At 51.0% G+C, this 20435-nt stretch carries 17 protein-coding genes; 15 read left to right on the top strand and 2 right to left on the bottom strand.

What is annotated here, in order from left to right:
- Positions 1-19: 19 nt before the first annotated feature.
- Positions 20-2482 carry a sugar phosphate nucleotidyltransferase gene (locus tag SSCH_RS11875; protein WP_232294425.1) on the top strand — a complete coding sequence of 821 codons (2463 nt, stop codon included), beginning with the start codon at positions 20-22 and terminating at the stop codon, positions 2480-2482.
- A gap of 497 nt (positions 2483-2979) precedes the next feature.
- Here the strand turns inward: SSCH_RS11875 and SSCH_RS11870 are convergent, their stop codons facing one another.
- Entirely contained in the window at positions 2980-4620 is a 1641-nt protein-coding gene (locus SSCH_RS11870; protein WP_044665643.1) for a glycoside hydrolase family 57 protein, read from the bottom strand.
- Positions 4621-4643: 23 nt separating this feature from the next.
- Positions 4644-5411 (bottom strand): DUF4912 domain-containing protein, encoded by a 768-nt coding sequence (locus SSCH_RS16880; RefSeq protein ID WP_052835609.1) that lies wholly within the window; start codon positions 5409-5411, stop codon positions 4644-4646.
- A 182-nt stretch (positions 5412-5593) separates the two neighbouring features.
- Between SSCH_RS16880 and SSCH_RS11860 the strand changes: the two genes are divergently transcribed.
- From SSCH_RS11860 to SSCH_RS11800, 14 genes are all read left to right on the top strand, one after another.
- Positions 5594-7594, top strand: a complete 2001-nt coding sequence (locus tag SSCH_RS11860; protein ID WP_044665642.1) for a glycoside hydrolase family 15 protein — start codon at positions 5594-5596, stop codon at positions 7592-7594.
- 161 nt (positions 7595-7755) lie between these two features.
- The gene (locus tag SSCH_RS16875; protein ID WP_052835608.1) at positions 7756-8007 is read left to right on the top strand and encodes an acylphosphatase; all 252 of its coding nucleotides are present in this window, start codon (positions 7756-7758) and stop codon (positions 8005-8007) included.
- Complete coding sequence (gene hypF / locus SSCH_RS11855; protein WP_084711142.1) at positions 7916-10138, top strand: carbamoyltransferase HypF; 2223 nt, start codon at positions 7916-7918, stop codon at positions 10136-10138. Before SSCH_RS16875 ends, hypF begins: the two co-directional genes overlap by 92 nt.
- Complete coding sequence (locus tag SSCH_RS11850) at positions 10128-10322, top strand: HypC/HybG/HupF family hydrogenase formation chaperone (RefSeq protein WP_232294420.1); 195 nt, start codon at positions 10128-10130, stop codon at positions 10320-10322. The genes hypF and SSCH_RS11850 overlap by 11 nt, the downstream gene beginning before the upstream one ends.
- The gene (hypD, locus tag SSCH_RS11845; protein WP_044665640.1) at positions 10306-11400 is read left to right on the top strand and encodes a hydrogenase formation protein HypD; all 1095 of its coding nucleotides are present in this window, start codon (positions 10306-10308) and stop codon (positions 11398-11400) included. Before SSCH_RS11850 ends, hypD begins: the two co-directional genes overlap by 17 nt.
- Positions 11397-12419, top strand: a complete 1023-nt coding sequence (hypE, locus tag SSCH_RS11840) for a hydrogenase expression/formation protein HypE (RefSeq protein ID WP_044665639.1) — start codon at positions 11397-11399, stop codon at positions 12417-12419. Before hypD ends, hypE begins: the two co-directional genes overlap by 4 nt.
- Before the next feature lie 378 nt (positions 12420-12797).
- The gene (locus SSCH_RS11835) at positions 12798-13217 is read left to right on the top strand and encodes a CPBP family intramembrane glutamic endopeptidase (RefSeq protein ID WP_084711140.1); all 420 of its coding nucleotides are present in this window, start codon (positions 12798-12800) and stop codon (positions 13215-13217) included.
- Positions 13218-13714: 497 nt separating this feature from the next.
- Entirely contained in the window at positions 13715-14704 is a 990-nt protein-coding gene (locus SSCH_RS11830) for a DNA double-strand break repair nuclease NurA (RefSeq protein WP_044665638.1), read from the top strand.
- Between the two features lie 305 nt (positions 14705-15009).
- Positions 15010-16845, top strand: coding sequence for an ATP-binding protein (locus SSCH_RS11825; protein ID WP_044665637.1), 1836 nt, complete (start codon positions 15010-15012; stop codon positions 16843-16845).
- A 24-nt stretch (positions 16846-16869) separates the two neighbouring features.
- Positions 16870-17061 carry a hypothetical protein gene (locus tag SSCH_RS11820; RefSeq protein ID WP_044665636.1) on the top strand — a complete coding sequence of 64 codons (192 nt, stop codon included), beginning with the start codon at positions 16870-16872 and terminating at the stop codon, positions 17059-17061.
- Positions 17062-17161: 100 nt separating this feature from the next.
- The gene (locus SSCH_RS11815; RefSeq protein WP_044665635.1) at positions 17162-18148 is read left to right on the top strand and encodes a metallophosphoesterase family protein; all 987 of its coding nucleotides are present in this window, start codon (positions 17162-17164) and stop codon (positions 18146-18148) included.
- Entirely contained in the window at positions 18145-19449 is a 1305-nt protein-coding gene (locus SSCH_RS16865) for an AAA family ATPase (protein ID WP_052835604.1), read from the top strand. Before SSCH_RS11815 ends, SSCH_RS16865 begins: the two co-directional genes overlap by 4 nt.
- Positions 19450-19464: 15 nt before the next feature.
- The gene (locus tag SSCH_RS11805; protein WP_052835603.1) at positions 19465-19743 is read left to right on the top strand and encodes a hypothetical protein; all 279 of its coding nucleotides are present in this window, start codon (positions 19465-19467) and stop codon (positions 19741-19743) included.
- Positions 19740-20393 (top strand): P-loop NTPase family protein, encoded by a 654-nt coding sequence (locus SSCH_RS11800; RefSeq protein WP_044665634.1) that lies wholly within the window; start codon positions 19740-19742, stop codon positions 20391-20393. Before SSCH_RS11805 ends, SSCH_RS11800 begins: the two co-directional genes overlap by 4 nt.
- The last annotated feature ends 42 nt before the right edge of the window (positions 20394-20435 follow it).

Raw genomic sequence — 20435 nt, 5'->3', positions numbered from 1 at the left:
GGAGATATCATTGAAAGCAGTGATCATGGCTGGAGGAGAGGGGTCACGCCTCCGCCCTCTGACCTGTGCTCTGCCCAAACCCATGGTGCCGGTGCTGAACCGTCCCTGTATGGAGCACATTGTCGAATTGCTTGGTCGCCACAATATTACCGAAACTGCTGTTACCCTGCAGTACCTCCCTGAGGAGATCAAGGGTTATTTTGGTGATGGCAGCAATTTTGGTCGCGGTGTCAAGCTGAGGTATTTCACTGAGGATACACCCCTGGGTACAGCAGGAAGTGTAAAAAATGCCGCTGCTTTTCTGGATGAAACCTTTGTGGTGATCAGTGGGGATGCACTGACCGACTGCAGTTTGCAGGAGGCCTTTGAGTTTCATCGACAGAAGAAAGCTCTGGCGACACTGGTTCTGACGACGGTTACCTGCCCCCTGGAGTATGGGGTTGTGATTACAAATGGGCAAGGGAGGATTGTGCGCTTCCTGGAAAAGCCGGGTTGGGGGGAGGTGTTCAGCGATACTGTCAACACAGGGATTTACATTTTGGAGCCGGAGATCCTGGAATATATCGATGCAAACAAGATGGTTGACTTTTCCAAAGACCTTTTCCCGCGTCTGTTGGCTGCTGGTGAACCCCTTTACGCCTTTGTAACCGAAGGGTACTGGTGTGATATTGGCAATGCAGAGCAGTATATGCAATCACAGTTTGACATCCTGGAAAAGAAGGGCACACTTCTTTCCTTACCTGGCAGAGAGGCCAGTGCCGGAATATGGATGGGCGAAAATGTGCAAGTTGATGCATCAGCATCATTGATCCCGCCGGTTGTCATCGGCGATGACTGTATCATCGGCCCCAATGCCAGTATCGGTCCCCTGGCTGTGCTGGGTAATGGGGTGCAGATCAGACAGGGATCATCCCTGAAAAGGTGTATCCTCTGGGATAATTCCATGGTAGGGGAAGGAGCGGAACTGCGGGGAGCGGTTTTAGGAAAAGGTGCCCTACTGCTGTCAAGTGCCAGGGCTTTTGAGGGATCTATGATCGGAGATAGGAGTGTTGTTGGTGAAGGGAGTGTGATCAAGCCCGGGGTCAAGATCTGGCCGGAGAAGTGGGTGGAAAAGGGAACGAGGTTGTCTAAGAGCCTTGTGTGGGGAAACTGCGGCAGGGCGCGGCTTTTCGGCAACAGCGGTATTACCGGGGACCTCTTCACAGAGATCACTCCGGATTTTGCCTGCTGCCTTGGGCTGGCCCTGGGTTCAAGTCTCGCCAAACAAGGAAGGCTTTCCTTGGGCTCAGATGGATACCCTGATACCCAGGTCATCAAAAATGCCGTTCTTTCCGGTCTGATGAGCAGTGGCCTGCAAGTTGTTGATCTGAGAAAAGTAACCATGCCGGTACACCGCTACGGGATCCGCGCCTTCGATTTATTAGGAGGGGTGCACATCTATCGGGTGGGCCACAATAAAATCAACGTTCGTTTGATGAATGATCGCGGAGCGGACTGCTCTCGCGGAGAACAGCGCAAGGTGGAGGGCCTGCTGAGCCGCGAGGAATACCGCTACGCGATGAAGGAAGAAATTCACCCGGTGGAATATCTGCCTGATGTCAACCGTTCTTATATCAACTATCTGTTGAAATTCCTCGATCGGGAGCTGATCAGGCGTAAACGATACAGGATCGTTGTCGATTACGACCCCAGCCAGCTTGGTGCTCTGCTTCCAGGTCTCTTTGATGCCCTGGGCTGTCAGGTGATCACCTTTGCTGCTCCTCGCACGCATTCCCAGACCTTTTCGGAACTGCTGAAAGCCGCGGAACAGTTCGGTGAGGTTGTGCGGGAGCAGGGAGCTAATTATGGTGCTGTGCTGGATTCAGGTGGTGAAGGGGTGGTGCTGGTTGATGATCAAGGGCGGATTGTCAGTGAGGACAGATTTTATGCACTCCTTTCCCTGATCACTATGCAGTCCAACCAAAACTCCATTTTAGCCTTTCCGGTAACAGCTCCTGAATCGGTGGTGGAGATGGCACGACAGCAGGGAGGGGATGTCAGACGCACAAAAACAGCGCCCTGGTCTATGATGCAGACATTTCTAGAAGAGGATGTGTGCGCCTCACAGCAACGTTGCCCCCAGTTTCTCCTCTACAGCGATGCTCTTGCAGTTTTGACTTCACTTGCCGAATACCTGGCGCGCCGGGAAAGGACGCTGTCAGAGGTTCTGGCTGAACTCCCTGGATTTGTCACAGTCAGGAGAGATGTAGATGTCGATTGGAATGATAAAGGTAAAGTGCTGCGCCATCTGGCAGAGGAGTCAGGCGAACAAAAAATCGAAACAGCAGAAGGGATCAAAGTACAACACCCCGAGGGGTGGGCACTCATACTCCCGGATGCCGATGAACCGGTCTGCAGAGTATACAGTGAAGCCTTCAACCAAGAAACCGCCGAATCCCTGACCGACATGTACGTACAAAAAATCCAAGACATTCTGAAGTAACGCGATCACAGGACGTGCACTGGGGACGGTTCCTGGTGCATTTCTGCGTGTAAAGGGGACAGTTTAGTGGTCGTTGGTGATTGGCAAGTTAGTGATTAGACTGGGGGCATAGTGTTACCCATGTCCTGAACCTGTACCAGAGAGGGTCAATGGATCAAGGGGACGGTAGATTGTGGGAATTTGTTGTAGTCCGACACCACAACATATGGCATGCCTTGCAGTGAATGAATCTACGTATTATGGTGTTCAAACCCAGTACTTTTTATACAGATTCACGGTTCTCTTGATCCGGCTTTCTTAAAAAAGCTGGATCAAGAGAACCGTCCCTAGAAGGTTAAGCAAAAAAGATGACTCCCGTTTATGCGGGGGTCAATCTTTTCTACCCGAATATTAGTTATTTGAAAGGTTAGAGCACTGGTTCTTTCAGTCAAGGCACAGGTTAGTTTATTTCCCTTGCGCGCGTTGTGCACTATCATCTTTTTTCGAACCACCAACCACTAACCACTAACTGCTGCCGTTTGTTGGGACAGCGGGCCCGGGAGATCGGTTACATGATGTGTCTGGTAGACTCGGTAGTCGATCTCGGGAAAGAGGTTGTTGCAGCTCTCTATCCAGCTCAGCCACCCTTCATCGATGGAGTTCCTTTTAACTTCTTCATAAATCCTGTTAAAGTTGGCGATATGTGATTGGAAACGCATTTTAGCATATTCCACCATTGTTCCGGTTTTCATAATAAACGGCCAGTCACTGCTTTGTGCCAGGAGGAGTTCTCTGGCTGCCTGATTGAGGGCGCGCCTCTGTATGCCTTCTGACTCTGGATAGGTATTGGACAGTTCGATCATTCGTTCTCCAGCCTTATGTAGATGCCGCCAGGTCCAGTCGTTGGCACCATTCAGCCACACCTCATGATAGCCCTTCCAACCCCAACTGGATTCACAGGGAGTTGATACCTGATTACAGGGGAAGATGTTCAGGTAATCACCCGGGGTGATCATCTCAATGTTCTTTTGGTCATAGCGGATCTTTCGAATCAAGAAGTCAATCCATTGGGGTCCCTCAAACCACCAGTGACCGAATAGCTCAGCATCATAGGGGGCAACGATTATCGGCTTGCGATCGAAAATTCCGGCAAGCCACTCTATCTGCTTTTCGCGGTTGAACATGAAGTTCCCTGCATGCTCTGCTGCCTTTTCCAAGGCCCAGGATCTGACATAGGGCTCTTTGTGGTCACTGGTGCCGGTGATCCGGTAGTATTTGATTCCAGTGTGTGTACGGATGTGGCCATCGGGAAGGTAAGGCCCGATATAGGAAAGATCCAGATCATAGCCGATATCCCGATAAAAATCGCGGTAGTTAAAATCCCCAGGATACCCCTCTTTTGCGCTCCAAACCTGTTTTGATGATTCTCTATCCCTGCCAAAGGCTGCCACACCGGAGGGACAGTAAATGGGGGCGTAATTTCCAAACTTGGGGCGTGGGGAAGCATAGAGAATCCCATGATTCTCAACAAAAAAATATTTAATGCCATGTTTTTTTAATATTCTGTCATCTTCTGGTTTAAAACCGCACTCCGGCAGCCAGAATCCTGTTGGGCGCCGCCCGAAGCAGCGCTCATAGAGATCAACGGCTATTGCTACCTGGGCGTTGATAACTTCCCTCTGCACCCCTAACAAGGGAAAGTAGCCGTGGGTGGCTCCGGATGTGATAATTTCCAGTTTACCGGCATCCTGAAGCCGTTTAAAGGCTTCTACAAGGTTCCAGCGGTATTTTTCTGTAAAGAGGTAGTGTGCACGGGAGAGCAGATCCCGGTACATCAGGGCGTTGCCATGAAACTCCGGCTGGTATCTTGTGCGGGCCTCTTCCTTGTTGGCCAGTTCCAGAAGGTGCTCCAAATGACGGACATAACGCTGCCGGAGGAGTTCATCATTGAACATTGAAAGCAGTGTTGGTGAGAGGTTAAAAGTAACCCGGAAATCGACCCCATCTTCTGCCAGCTTTTCAAAGGTCCAGAGGAGGGGGAGGTAGGTTTCTGTGATCGCTTCGTAAAACCACTTTTCCTCTAAAAAATATTCATGTTCCGGATGGCGGACATAGGGGAGGTGAGCGTGTAAAATCAAAGCAAAGTAACCTTTTGTCATAATTTCTTCCCTTCCAGTGATATTTACCAGTTCATGGGGGAACCGATGTATTCTTCATGTTCTTTGGCTGCAACAGCTTTTAATGCCATTTCCTCGATAAAGCCAGGTGAGCCATGTATTTCTATATACCTTCCGTAAACCCGTTTTTCATATTCCGTGGGAAGCAGCCACTCCAAATCGACGATTTCAGAAACATCGTCTCGGGGTGTGCTCACCATGTTGGAACGGGCGATAAAGACATAGGTTCCATCAGTGAGAATGCGGCCAAGTTCTATAAGATAGTTGTGGCCAGGCATCCCGGTGTTGATATACCAGTTACTGGCATAGCCGTTGATCTGTATTTCTGCTGCCTCCCGGGAGTCAAAAAAGTAAAGGTTTGTAGCATCATATACTTTAAGCACTGGGCGGGATGACTCCCAGGCATCATGGCCGAAACGTGCAGCAATATCTTCTTTTGTAGCTTCGCTGATTTCCCAGTAGGCAAAGATCCAGTAAGGATCCCGGGCAATTGCGGTAATGAAGGTATCCCCGTAGGAATGAGGGATTTCCGGTAAAATATGATGTTTTTCCTGCTGGGGTACCTGGTGTGAGAGTGGTGGTGTCACCTCCTCCGCAACCTCCATATCCTCTTTTTGCTGGATAGGCCGGCTGCTCTCGGGTGTTTTTTCTTGAGCAGATTGAATTTTCTTCCGGTAGGGTCGACTTCCGGAAAGCTTCTTATTGAACATCCAAGCCAGACCTCCTACAACTAATATTGCTAGTAATAAAAGAAAAAGTTCCCACAGGGCCACCCTGACTCCCTCCTTCTTTTGGGTGTCACGACCCGTCTCAAAAAATAGAGATTAATTCTTCGGCGTTCGGGAAAAATGATAAAAATGATTAATTGAAAAGGAAAAACAATTCTCTTGTATTATGTCCAATGTCAATTAGTTTATTGCATTCAGGCAAATTTACTAGATAAGGAGATTTGCGGATGCCGAGAGCACTGGTAGTGGGTAATGGAAACATGTTGATCAATTTTGACAGCCAACTAAATATGCGGGATCTTTACTATCCTGTTGTGGGAATGGAAAATCATATCGGAGGGCAGCGCTGCAGCACCGGTTTTTGGGAGGGCGGCCATTTTTCATGGCTGTGGGAAGATGACTGGCAAAAAAAGCTAGGCTACCAGGAGGACAGTCTGGTTACCTTTGTACAGGCAATCAATGAAAAGATGGGGCTGGATGTGCAGATCAATGATGGTGTGCACCCACATTTTAATATTTTTGTCAGAAAAATGACGATAAAAAATTTAAGAAACTGGCCACGCCGGATGAGGATATTTTTCAACCATGATTTCTCTATAAGTGAAAATAACATCGGTGATACCGCCCTTTTTGACCCTGTCTCCCGGGGCATCTGCCACTATAAACGCGATATCTATCTGCTGGCCAATGGAGCGGCTCAGGGAAGAGGGATCTTCCAATATGCAACGGGCCGCAAGCGTTTTCTAGGGGCAGAGGGCACCTGGAGGGATGCTGAAGATGGTTGGCTAGGGGGAAACCCCATTGACCACGGGTCCGTGGACAGCACTATTAGTTTTGAAATAAACCTAGAGGCAAGGGAGGAGGAAAACCTTTGGTACTGGATAGCTTTAGGGGATCGACTTGAGGCTGTGCGGGAATTAGATAATTTGGTACGTGACCATGGACCTGGCTATCTCCTTCAGGAAACTATGGACTACTGTCGAAACTGGGTAAACAGACATGACTGGAATTTTGGCGACCTCCCTGAAAAGGTGAGCAAGCTCTTTAAGCAGAGCCTGCTCATTGTGCGCACACACTGCGATAACAATGGTGCCATCTTAGCGGCAACTGACAGCGATATCCTGGCCACTGCCCGGGATACCTACAACTATATCTGGCCGCGGGATGCTGCACTTGTTGCTGTTGCACTGGACCGGGTGGGTTTTCCCGAGATACCTGTGCGCTTTTTTCGGTTGTCCGCCCAAATGATCACTGATGGTGGTTATAATTTACAGAGATATAATCCTGATGGCTCCCCGGGGTCTGGCTGGTATCCCTTGATAAGGGATGCCAGAGAGCAACTTCCCATTCAGGAGGATGAAACAGCACTGGTAAGCTGTGCCCTCTGGCATCACTACCGGCAGTGCCATGATTTCGAGGAAATGGCGCCTTTTTACTGGAATCTTGCCAAAAAAATGGGTGATTTTCTACTCCAATTCCGTGATCCCCAAACAGGCCTTCCTCTGTCTAGCTATGATCTCTGGGAGGAGAGGTGGGGGGTTTTCAGTTTTACTGCAGCCTCTGTTCATGCAGGTTTGATGGCTGCTGCCAATTTAGGGAATCTCTTCGGTGATACAAGGAGTGCGGAGCATTACCGTCAGGGTGCCGAAGAGGTACGGGAAGGTATGGAACGCTATCTCTATCATGAAAAAGTGGGGCGTTTCCTGCGGGGGATCTATTACCGCCAAAGGGAAGGAAAAATGGAGCCGATCCCCGATTTTACTCTTGATTCCAGCCTTTATGGGCTTTTTGGCTTTGGTGTTTTCCCGGCTGATGACCCCCGGGTGGAGAGGACCATGAAAGCGGTTGAGGAAGGGTTAAGGGTAAATACATGGGTAGGAGGGCTGGCTCGCTATACAGCTGACTGGTACTACCGGATGAGTGATGATATTGAAAATGTTCCCGGCAGCCCCTGGATAATAACCACCCTCTGGCTGGCTGAGTGGTACGCCGCCAAGGCCAAAACCAAAGAAGAACTGGCCCAGGCCAGGTCCATCCTGGAATGGGCGGCAGATCGCGCCATGGAAAGCGGAATTTTAGCAGAGCAGTTCCACCCCTATACAGGAGAACCCTTATCTGTGGCGCCCCTTACCTGGTCACACAGCACCTTCATCCTGGCAGTAGCCAACTACATAGACAAGTGGGAGGTGACAGAGGGACGGGGAGGTGACAGAGGGACGGGGAGGTGACAGAGGGACGGGGAGGTGACAGAGGGACGGGAGGTGACAGAGGGACGGGGGTCATGTCATCCAGGATGACATGACCCCCGTCCCTCTGTCACCAATTTACACCCCTCCCCCGTAGTGTTACAATAAAAGTAGTCATGCAATAACAGATGGGGGGAGTTGGCATGACAGTTGCCCGGGAGATTCGGATTGAAGGGGTAGTTCAGGGGGTAGGGTTTCGCCCCACTGTTTTTCGTTTGGCTAATAAATACGGGATCAAGGGGTGGATATTGAATTCTTCGGAGGGTGTGACCATCTGGGCCGAGGCCTCGGAAGAGATTGTTGATGCCTTTTTACAGGATATCCTCGACCACCCACCCAAGTTGGCCATCGATTGTCAAGCACAGCATCAAGCCCCGGGATTCTCTAGGGTTTGACCACTTCTTTATCAAGCACAGTGAGAAGAGTGGCCACAAGGATGTGATCATCTCCCCGGATGTGAGCACCTGTGAGGACTGCTATCGTGAGGTTATGGATCCGCATGACCACCGCTATCACTACCCCTTTACCAACTGCACCAACTGCGGCCCCCGCTTTACTATTATCATGGATGTTCCTTATGACCGCGAGAAGACCACCATGCGGGATTTTCCCATGTGTCCGGAGTGTGCACATGAGTTTGAGGATCCCATGTTCAGGCGCTTTCACGCCCAACCCAACTGCTGCCCGGAGTGTGGGCCACATACTACCCTGTGCGACCTGGAGGAGAATGTTTATCCGGGGATGGGACATCAGTTTTTGAAAGAGGGTAAGATCCTGGCAGTAAAGGGACTGGGGGGCTTTCACCTGGTCTGTGATGCCACTAATGGAGAGTCGGTTGCGGCTTTAAGGCGACGCAAAGTGAGGGAGTTCAAGCCCTTTGCAGTGATGTGCAAGGACCTGGATGTGGCCAAAAGGTACTGCCATATTTCCCCACAGGAGGCAGAACTGCTGGAGAGTCCGGCACATCCCATTGTGATTCTGGAGCGGATGAGTCTTGATGATCTGCCGCCTGAGACTGCGCCGGGGATCAATACACTGGGTGTAATGCTTCCTTATACACCCCTGCATCATCTTCTTTTTGATGAGGGGTTGGAGACCCTGGTGATGACCAGCGCCAATATCAGCGATGATCCCTTGATCATCGACAATGACGAAGCCTTAAAGAAGCTGAAGGGGATTGCCGACTACTTCCTTTTGCACAACCGCAAGATCTTTAACCGCTGTGATGATTCGGTGGCAGCTGTTGTGGGTGGGGAGGCGCAAATTTTCCGCCGCGCCCGGGGTTATGTGCCCCTGCCTGTTGATCTGCCAGTAGAGCCTCCTGCGGTGATGCTGGGGTGTGGTGGGGATTTAAAAAGCACCTTCTGTATGACCAAAGGAAGGGGAGCTTATCTCAGCCAGCATTTGGGGGATATCAACCATTACGGAAACTATCAGCAGTTTTTATACACCATCCCCCGCTTTGAAACGATGCTGGATGTAAAGCCGGAGGTCGTTGTCTACGACCTTCACCCGGATTATCTGGCAACCCGCTGGGCTAAAGGGCTTAAAGTGGCTAGGGGACTTAACGGGGCTAAAAGGCTTCAAGGGTCAAAAGAGCTTAACGGGGATAAGGGACTTCAAGAGACTAGCGTTAAAGGGCTGCAAAAAATCGGCGTCCAGCACCACCACGCCCATATGGCCAGCTGTCTGGCGGAAAACCGGGTGACTGAGCCTGCTCTGGGAGTTGTCTGTGATGGAACAGGCTACGGGTTGGATGGTGCCATCTGGGGGTTTGAGTTCTTTGCGGGCACCCCGGCAAACCTGGAGCGGATGGCACATCTTTCCTATCTGCCGCTGCCCGGGGAGATTACAATAAAAAGGCCATCCAGGATGTCCTTCGCCTACCTATATGAACTTTTTGGTGATGCCGGTTTGAAATACGCCCAAAGGTATCTGCCTGAGCTGTCCAGGGAAGAGCAGCAGGTGCTGGTAAGGCAGTTGGAGAATAGATTCAACACTGTTTTGACCTCCAGCTGTGGCCGCCTTTTTGACGCTGTTTCCGCTCTCCTGGGGATCTGCACCAAAGTGCAGTATGAGGGGCAGGCGGCCATTGAGATGGAAACCCTGGCAGATGTAAAAGCTGCCGGTACATACAGTTTTGAGTTATGTACCGGTTCCAGGCCTTACACACTTGGGGTGCGGGGAATCTTCCAGGGGATTCTAGCGGATTTGAGTGATGGCACCCCAGTTTCGGAGATCGCCGGAAGGTTTCACAGCACAATTGCCGAAATGATCATTATGGTTTTGAAAAAGATGCGGGAGAATACAGGGCTGAATCTGGTGGCCTTGAGCGGCGGGGTGTTCCAGAATAAACTGCTCTTTCTCTTGCTGCGCCGGAGACTGGCGGAAGAGGACTTTAGGGCTCTCTGCCATAAGAAGGTTCCGACCAATGATGGTGGGGTTTCTCTGGGGCAAGTCTATATTGCGAGTGAGGTGATCAGGAAAGATGTGTCTTGCCATTCCATCCAAGATCTTGAAGATTAATGGACCGCTTGCTGAAGTGGATATTGGAGGTAATGTCAAAGAAGTAAACATCATGCTGACTCCTGAGGCGAAAGTAGGGGATTATGTGCTGCTCCATGCGGGTTATGCCATTCAGGTGATCGACGAAAAATCAGCTGAAGAAATATTTGATGCCTGGGAGGATGCTCATGAGGCAATCCAGTAAAAAAGAATATGCACGCTATCTGCTTGACAGGCTGCACCAGGAGATCGATCGCCCGATAACAGTGATGGAGGTCTGCGGCACCCATACTGTAGCCATTGCCAAGAGTGGACTCAGGGATCTATTGCCTGAAAAGATGCATCTCCTATCTGGTCCGGGATGTCCGGTTTGCGTTACAGATGACCATGACCTGGATGTGGTGATGGCTTTGGCGCGCCAGGATGGGCTTATTCTGGCTACTTTCGGAGATATGATGCGTGTCCCCGGTACTGAAAGCAGTTTGCTGCAGGAAAAGAGCAGAGGGGCGGATGTGCGTGTGGTCTACTCACCATCTGATGCTCTGCAACTGGCCAAGGAAAATTCCGATAAACAGGTGATTTTCCTGGGTGTGGGTTTTGAGACCACAACACCTGTTGTGGCTGCAGCTTTAGATCAGGCGGTACAGATGGAGCTAGAGAATTTATCTGTTTTTTCACTGCATAAAGTGGTTCCCCCCATCATGAGGGTGCTCTTGGATGACCCGGAGGTGAAGATCGATGCCTTTCTCAATCCGGGGCATGTCTGCACTATCCTGGGAACAGAGCCCTTCCGGTTTATTGCTGAAGAATACGGGAAACCCTGTGTAGTGACCGGGTTTGAGGCCGCCGATATCCTGGAGGCCTTGCTGCTCATTGTACGTCAGTATCGTAATGAGAGCCCGGCTGTGGATATTCAGTATAAACGGGCGGTGCGGCCCGAGGGGAACCCGGTGGCTGTGGGCTTTATCGAGAAATACTTTACTCCTATACAGGCCCGCTGGCGAGGGATCGGTGAGGTGCCGGAAAGCGGCCTGGAGCTGCGGGAGGAGTATGTACAGTATGATGCCAGGAAGCGCTTTCCCATTACTGTAAAACCGGGGAAATGCCGTAAGGGATGCGCCTGTGGAGAGGTGCTCAAGGGTTTGAAGCTTCCCTATGAGTGTCCGTTGTTCGGCAAGGTCTGTACCCCGGTGAAACCTGTGGGGCCATGCATGGTTTCTACAGAAGGGTCTTGCGCTGCTTATTATCGTTATGGAAGACAGAAAGCTGGTGTTCGCAGTTGAAGTATGAAGAAGATGATCTGATTATTCTTGGTCATGGCAGTGGTGGGGCGCTCACCAATCAGTTGATCAAAGATGTTTTTCAGGATGCCTTTGGAAACCCTATTTTGGATGAACTGCTGGATGCAGCGGTCCTGGAGGTGGGTGGAGGCAGGATTGCCTTTACAACTGACTCCTTTGTGGTGGACCCCATTTTCTTTCCCGGAGGGGATATCGGTACTATCGCTGTCTGTGGAACGGTCAATGACCTGGCGGTGAGTGGTGCGGAGCCCTTGTATTTGAGTTCCGGGTTTATTATTGAAGAGGGACTGCCTATTGCGGATCTGCGGCGGATCGTGCAGTCCATGCGGGAGTCCGCAAAAGACGCGGGTGTTCATATAGTCACCGGGGACACCAAGGTTGTAGACAGGGGAAGTGCAGACAAGGTTTTTATCAACACTGCCGGTATTGGTGTGATCCCTGATGGCAGGCTTCTTTCTCCAAGGCGGATGGAGCCCGGTGATGTGGTTCTGATCAGCGGCACCATGGGGGACCACGGTTTGACTATTCTGGCTCAGCGGGAGGGGCTTTCTTTCTCCACACCTGTAGAGAGTGACTGTGCTCCCCTCAACCGGATTGCTAAAGCGATCCTGGAAGCCGGGGGGGATGGTGTCAGGTGTATGCGGGATCCCACTCGCGGCGGTTTAGCCACTACATTAAATGAGCTTGCTGTGCAGAGCAAAAGGGGTATCCTGATCCAGGAAGAGGAGATTCCGCTTCGCCGTGAGGTAGTTGGGGCCTGTGAGATGCTGGGGATTGACCCCCTGTATTTGGCCAATGAGGGCAAGGTGATTGCGGTTGTAGCCCCGTCAGTGGCAGACAGTGTCCTGGAGGCGATGAGAGATCTGCCGGAAGGGAAGGGTTCTGTAAAGATCGGCCAGGTGCTCGGCGAGGAGGAAGGTCTGGTGCTTCTGGAGACTGACCTCGGAGCAACAAGGATTCTAGGTATGCTGGAAGGGGAACCCTTGCCCAGGATATGTTAACAATAATTTAGCACATACAGGCTGATTTTGGAGAGGAGCATTTTAAATTTTCCCTTATGAATTTAAAATAAGAAACTCTTATCCTCGCTTCCGTCCGCCATGGGGATTTGTGGATATTGCAATTATTATAGGCCTTATCTTTTTGTTTAGTGTTTTCTTTGCTTTTTTCGGTCTTCGTCTGTCGAACTGGGTGCTGTCTTTATTTCCTGTAATGGGCAGTATTGAAGTAGCTATTATGTTTACAGCAGGTTTTCTTCAGAGCATCCTGATAGTGCTCTTTGTGCTGTGTTCCGCATGGATTAGAAAAGCTCCTCTGGCAGCCCTCGGGTTTGATAATTTTGACTGGCGCAGCTGTTTCTCTATGGAATTATCGGGGGGATGGGTGTTTTCCTGGTGGTCACCCTCATCATGGCGGTGATTATCTCCCTGTTTCCTCAACCCCCACAGCCCCAGGCCATTGCTGAACTGATTTTGAATGCTCGGGGTTGGGAGCAGATCCTTCCACTGCTGCTGTTGGTGGGGGTTTGTGCTCCTGTAAGTGAGGAACTGTTCTTCCGTGGATTTATCTATCCTGTTCTGCGCAGCCGGTTGGGTGTTGTCTGGGGAATAATAGCTACTGCTTGTCTCTTCAGTCTGATACACTTTGACCTGGTCCGCTTTATTCCCCTGGCTTTGGGGGGTGCCTGCCTCACTATCTTCTGTGAGAAGTCACAATCACTTTATCCCGCCATTGCTGCTCACAGTATGTGGAATACTGTGATGACGCTCTTCGTGGTTTTCTATCAAATGACCCTGTAGGAGTGGTGGTTGGTAAAATGAGATGTGGGAAGCGGGAGGTTGGAAGTGGGAACAGATATTGGCGTTTTTTGGCGACAGTCACCTTTTCTGACCTATAGTGTTAGACTGCTATCTTCATGCAGGCAGCATACTAATTGTGTTTTGGGCATGGTTTGATTTTTGCACTGCCTTGACAATTTTCCAGGAGGGGGCAGGTTTTTTTTTTATGAGAGGAGAATTTAAGCAGTGTTGGATTATTGATTGCAACCGCATGTTTTCAGTTTGGTATTATTAAGATTGAATAAACCGCTGGATAAATAATTAGTAAGCCGATTAGAGGACAGCGAGCGAATATGAAAGATGGCAATAATCCTATTTGTCCAAGTAGTTATACCCAATTAGAGGATATCGAACGGGAGAAGATAGAGTTCATAAGTTGTGATAGTAATCAGGTTATTTTTGATATCCTTATAGTTAACAGCCAGAGTTCTTTAGCATTTTGATAAGGGGTGGCCTCTTTGCTTCATGAGGATCAACTGGTTTCTGAACTCAAGGAACTGAACAACTATTTAGAAAAGCGCCACAGGGTGGGAGGAACCACCGGGGAAAGGCGACAGCAGGCAGAGCAAAAGGGGGTTTTTGCTCCCCTGTCAGGACTCTCCGGAAAGGAAATATCATCTTTTTTCCAGGGAAGGCCGCTGGTAGGTGTGGATGGTTCCCTGGCTACTTACGGTGCCAGTTACCCGTATGTGGTAACTTTTTTTCGGGCACTGGCTCACACAACCAGCAGTGGCAGCAGTAATGAGAGGATATGGGTTCAGGAGATCTTTTCACCTCTCCTTCCCAGGTACCAGGAGAAAATGGAGGAACGCATAAGCAAAGGGCAGAATCCCGATGAAGCCATGGCCCATCTGCGCTGGGAAACCCTGGCAACACTGGAGGCCAAGGCGGCACTGCAGGTACTTGAGTCGAGGCCGCGACTTGTAGTTTTTGATGGTGGTTTTGCCCGCCTTAAAATGCATGCCCCCCAAATTTGGAATGAGCTGAAAGTTACCGCATTGGAGCAAGAGGTTTTGCTGCTCGGGGTGACCGAGGAGATTGCCACCTGTTCCCTGGCACAGACACTTATTGCAGAGGGGGAGCAGGGTTTACCAGGTCTGATGGGTGACCGGGAGATCCTGTTCGGACTGCTGCAGCCAGGAGAAACATACCGGCTGCACGAGGGGGACAGCGGTGAGCAGGGACGTCTTTATGCCCGCTTTGCCAGGCACCCCCAGGTTGTGGCTGTTGACTACCTGAGGGATCAGGAAAGTGTCTTTGAGCCAGCGCTTAATTTTTTATACAGTATTACGCCATCACATGGGAGGGGTTTTCCACTCTGGCTTGATGTGGTGGATGCGGAGGTGCGCCTGAGCAGGGAAGAGGTGGAGGCTATGATCGCCACCTGTCTCGATCCGGCCATGGCTGAAGTTTTTCTGCGGCCGCTGAGGGCAAGCAGGGAGCTGTAGTAAATAGAGGTCAGTGGCCGGAGGTCAGAAGTCGGAATCTGGCATCTGATATCCGATCTTAAGGATCTAAAATGTATATTATTATAGGGGAGAATTATAGGGGAGACCGCTGCTATTTGGAGCAATAGGAATGTCCCCTATGTATCAGTAGTGTGACAAAAGGACCGTTCCCTTGTCACCCACGGGGCCGTCCCTGTGGCCGTCCCCGTGGCGGGTCTGAAGCAACATGAAGCAACATGAAGCAATAAAGCAATAAAGCTAGCCTGGCCCCGAAAAAGAGAAATGGGGTAGAAGGAGGTTTTTTAATGCAGGTGGTTGGTGTAACAACACAGCAGTATATCTATGTGGCTTCCCGGGAGCGGAAGTTTCGCATCGGGGAGGTTCTGGTCATAGATGACCCGGAGCTGAAGCCTCGCGGTGAGGTTGTAGAAACTAAGTCCTTTAATCGGTTTCTTCCCCTCACTATGGAGCGCAGCCCCTTGATCGATCCCGCAGTCTGGGATGGGCTGGAGCAGGTTGGTTTTCGCCTGGGTGAGGAAACCATCCACCTGGCGAAGGTGCGGGTTTTAAGTGATATCCCTTATCCTGTTGCAGTAGGGGCGGGTGTGCACCTGCCTTCTTTTGCTGAGGTTGATGACCTTCTGCTGTCCTGCCCGATAGATGCAGGGCTTGTCCTGGGAGTGATTCTGGGAACTGAGGATATGCAGGAAACACTGCCTGAGGAGCTGAAAAGCCTTGCCCCCCTTTATAAAAAAGGGTTAGGGATACTAGCCCAGCGCGGTGTGCCCTTTGTTTTCGATCACTGTGCTATGCAGGAGTACCCCCATATCGGTATCTTCGGGGGGTCGGGTTCAGGCAAATCCTTTGGCATGAGGGTGATACTGGAGGAGCTCCTGGAAAAGCAGATCCCCACTCTGGTTTCGACCCCATTATTCGAGATGAGCCTTGCCACATCCTTTGAGGGGATGGATGGGGATAGGGCCAAAAAATATCAAGCCAGGACAGAGATTCTGACTGTGGGCCGGGACACCGGGGTGAGCTTCGAAGACTTGACCAGCAATGATTTGGCCTCTCTCCTTACAGCTGCAGGGGGGAACTTCACTGAGGGGATGGATAATGCCTTGAAGACCATTCATCAGGGGAAGGACTCCTTCATAAGTTTTGCCGGCAAGCTTGATCACTGCATCGGGCTGGCGGAGAAAGAGGAGGAAACATTAGCAGAGATCCGTAAAAATTACGGTGAACACTCTGCCTATGAAAAGAAAATCGTAAATTTAGCCCGTCAGGCGGGACATCCCAGCAGTCTGCGGGGTATCCGCTGGCGGCTTCATCGCCTGAATAGGGAAGGGATCTTCCAAAAGGATGTAACACCCATTACCGGTGCGCTCAATCGCAGGCGACTGACAGTGATCCGGGGACCCATCTGGCTGCTTACTGTTTTCAGCGCCTATCTGATACGAAAGCTCTATGGGATGCGCCGCAGTTATCAGGATGCCATCCAGCGCGGTGATCCACCAGGGGATAAGTTCCCACCCTTCATTATAGTGACCGATGAGGCACACAACTTTGCCCGCCGTGGGATCGAGTTTGTTTCACCGGCACGCAGCATCTTCCGGGAAGTGGCCCAGGAGGGAAGGAAGTATGGGGTTTTCATGGTCTTGGCCACCCAGCGCCCCGCCCTGCTTGATGAAACCATCACTGCTCAGCTCAACACCAAGATCATCTTCCGCACGGTCAGGGCAAGTGACATCAAGGTGATCCAGGAGGAAACCGATATCTCCGGGGAGGAGGCGGGAAGGCTTCCCTATCTTCCATCAGGTATGGCCTTTGTTTCATCAGCTGTTGTAGGAAGAACGGTATCTGTAAGGATTCGCTGTGCAAGAACACAGGCTCCTCGCACAATAAATCCTTTCACAGAATTAGAAAAGGATTTCGGCAGCGTAGATGAGGAGTTTCTTAAAGCAATCACCAATATTCTTCCTCTGCATATCGGGCAGATCAGCCTTCATCTGCCTGATCTGGAGAATGCTCTCAACCGTACGATTACTGTAGATGAAGTGCAAGAATCCCTTGAGGGACTGGCGGCAGCGGGGAAACTTAAGAAGATAGAGGGCCCCTTCGGACCTACCTACGAGAAATGAGAGGTTGGAAGTGGGAGGTTGGAAGTGGGAATAGATGTGGGATGCCGGAAGTCGGAGGTCGGAAAAAAGAAGAATAGAGGTCAGATGCCGGAAGCCAAGTTGGTGGTTGGGCGTTGGAAAAAGAGTTGCTTCGAAATAGATGCGCTAGTCGGAGGTCGGAGGTTGAGGTCGGAGGACGGAAAAAAGATGGAGCGAGTGACAGTTACAGTTGTATAGACAAGATGGCGTTTTTGGTGACAGGCACCATTTTGGTGGAGTTGTATAGACAAGTTAGGGGTTTTGGTGACAGGCACCTGGGCACCTGGGAGGTATGAGTATGCGGTTCCTTTTTTTTACGGATGATCATAAGAGGGGTACTACTCCTGAGAATAGGAAGGATAACTTTCCTGCGACTCTTGCGCGCAAGCTCGAAGAGGTGGTGAGCATTGCCAGGGAACAGGAAGTGGACTATGTGTTGCACGGGGGGGATTTCTTCGATGTTCCTGCTCCTGCCATCAGTGTCTGTGCGGATTTTCTGGAGATCTATCAGCAGTTTCCGGTGCCTGTCTTCACCATTGCGGGCAATCACGACCTCTTTGGGCACAACAGCGAAACCCTGCCTCGTACCATGCTTGGTTTTGCTGCCAGGCTGGGGATCGTGCACCTGTTGGGGAGAGAGCCCATTTATCTTGAGAAAAAGGGACTGCGGGTGCAGTTGACCGGGCAAGGCTACCACTTCGAGATGGACCGCCGTGATCGGCAGTTGGACTATGTGATCAAGAAAAAGAACTGTGACTATGCCATTCATATGGTGCATGGGATGCTCTTGCAGAAAACCCTCTTCCCGGGAGCGTTGTATACTCTGATTGAGCAGATCTGGGATACTGAGGCTGACTTTACGTTGGCTGGGCACAACCACCTGGGGTTCCCCGACACGGAAAGGGATGGGAAGTATTTCCTCAACCCCGGGGCACTGGTGCGCCTTTCCAATCACCAGCAGGAGATGAAAAGACCGGTACAGGTGATGATCATCGACTTTTGCGAAAATCCGCCGACTTATGAGAAAATCAGGCTGAAGAGCGCTGCACCAGGAGAAGATATTCTGGACAGGTCGCGCCTGGAAGAGGCTGCTTTTCGGGAGCAGAGGTTGGCGGGGTACCTGACAGAGGTGAAGGCTGCAGGTTCCTACCAGCGCACTGACGTCCGGGTGCTGCTGGAAGAAATTGCAACAATGGAAAAACTGCCTTCCGCTGTCATTGATGAAGCCCTGCGCAGGATTTCTTTAGCAGAGGAAGCCCTGGCTAGAGGGGAGGATGAGGCATGAGCAGCATCAAAAGGCTTGTTATTGATAACTTTCAGTCTCATCAACACACAGAGGTGGAGTTCGGCTCAGGGCTTAATGTTGTTGTGGGGCCTTCAGATTTCGGTAAATCCGCTCTTGTAAGGGCACTGAGGTGGGTTCTCTATAATGAGCCCCGTGGAGCAAACTTCATTCGCGCCGGAGCGAAGGTCTGCAAGGTAAAAGTGGAAATGGATGAGGGGGCTATTGTTACCCGTCTGCGGAGCACAACGGGCAAGAACCAGTACCTGTTAAAGAGACCAGGTGAGGATGAACTTGTTTTCGAGGGTTTCGGAAATGAGATCCCTGTGGAGATCATTCAAGCCACCGGAATCAGGAAAATCGTGATCGATGAGCGCAGCAAAGTGGAGTTGAACCTGGGGGCACAGCTGGAGGGGCCCTTTTTGCTGTCTGAAAACGGAGCTGTTAGAGCTAAGGTGATCGGGCAGCTGGGAGGTGTTCACATCCTGGACTGGGCACAAAGGTCAGTGAACACAGAACTGCGGCGGTTAGGGGAGCAGGAGAAGCGGTGCCAGGATGAACTGCTGCTGCTGTCAGAAGCGCTGAAGTCCTATGAGCACCTTCCTGAGCTGCAGGAGAAAATCGAACAGATCGGGGTTCTTGTCAGCAAGGGGGAAGAGACCGCCGGAAAAATAGAAGAGCTGACCGCTATAAAAAATGAGTGGGAAGAGAATAAAAAAGCTTTAGCTGGGGTGGAGCGGGTTCTGTCGTCATTGGACAGGCTCGACCAGGCAGAAGAGGGATGCCGGCATCTGGAAAAATGCAGTGAAGAGTACCGCAGTCTTATTAATTTGTTCATAGAAATCAGCCAGGTAAACCGGCAGCTCGAACAGGCTGACCAGGTGATCGAAGATACCGTGCAGGTGCCTACTGTGGATGATTGTCTGCAGAGAGTTGACCCGCTTTTTCAAGAGTGGAGGGAACTCAGCCTGATCAGCGGCGATCTGCAGAATATAGCCCGTTATTTGCAGAAAATACTGTATATCACAGGACGAACAAAAGAATTAGGAACGGTGGAAAAACAGTTGGCAGAGATCGAGGAGGGCAGGCGAAGGTGGGAAGTTTACCAGGAATTATGGCAGGGGTGGCAGGAGCATGACCAGGCATACCGCGGCACCTGCCTGGCAGCGGAACGCTATCAAAAGGAGATCAACAGGCATTTGAATGACTTTCAGGAGTTATTGCTAAAGGCAGGGAAATGCCCGTTCTGTTTCGGGGATCTCGATCAGGAAGCGGTAAAGAGAGTATTGAACGAATATAAGTAAGGGAGGGGTGCGATTTTGGCAGGAGCGAAGGAGCAGATCCAGTATGAAAAGCAAATCAATTACCTCAAGGATGCCCTGCGCAGATCCCGTGACTTGAGGGAGCGGGCTTTGAGCCAAAAAGAACTGCTGGAGCAGCAGAGGGAAAAGCTCTACCAGAAAGCAGCAGAGCACGGGGTTAAACCGGAGGAATTGGCAGCTAAGATCTCTTCTCTGAAAGAGGAGATGGATAATTTGCTGAAGGAGACCGGTAAGCTGATCCCCTGGGACCTCCTGGAAAAGGAGCGTTCGCGGTGAAAGACGACCTTGTTGCCCTGAAAGGGAGTCTTGAACAGCTGAAGGCAGTTTATTACAGGCAGCGGGGTGAGGAGCGCAAAATTCTGGAGAAGCAGGCATCTCTTCAGGAGAGTCTTAAAGAGATACATGAGGAAGGGGAGTGCCTGGAACAGGTGCGCCTTCTGCTGCTGGAGGCAGCTAAACACGCCAGGGAACAGGGACGCCGCCAGGTAGAACTCTTGGTTACCCAGGCCCTGCAGTTTGTTTTTGGAGCAGATATGGAGTTCAAGGTGGTGGTGGAGGAAAAGCGCGACCGCCCGGAAGCGGAGTTTTTTGTCTGCTCTACTTACGAAGGGGATTATAAAGTGGAGACCACTCCCGAGGATGCCCGGGGAGGAGGGGTTGTGGATGTCATTTCTCTTGCCCTGCGTCTTGCTTTACTGCATGCCTTTCGGCCGCCGGTAGGGGGCCCTGCAATCCTGGATGAGCCCGGGAAGCATGTCTCTGTGGAATATTCCCCACAGCTGGCGCAGTTCTTAAAGGGTTTCAGCCAATCCCTGGGGCGCCAGGTGATCATGGTCTCCCATAACCAGCACCTGGCTGACTCTGCAGATATTGCCTACCTGATGGAGATGAAGCAAGGAGCAAGCCGGGTGCGGCGCATTCGTTAAAAAGCAGGTAATTGAGTATTGACAAAGAATTAATTTATATTC

It is taken from the genome of Syntrophaceticus schinkii, from assembly GCF_000946815.1.
Taxonomy (GTDB): Bacteria; Bacillota; DSM-12270; order Thermacetogeniales; family Thermacetogeniaceae; genus Syntrophaceticus; species Syntrophaceticus schinkii.
This window is presented reverse-complemented; position numbering and strand designations above follow the sequence as displayed.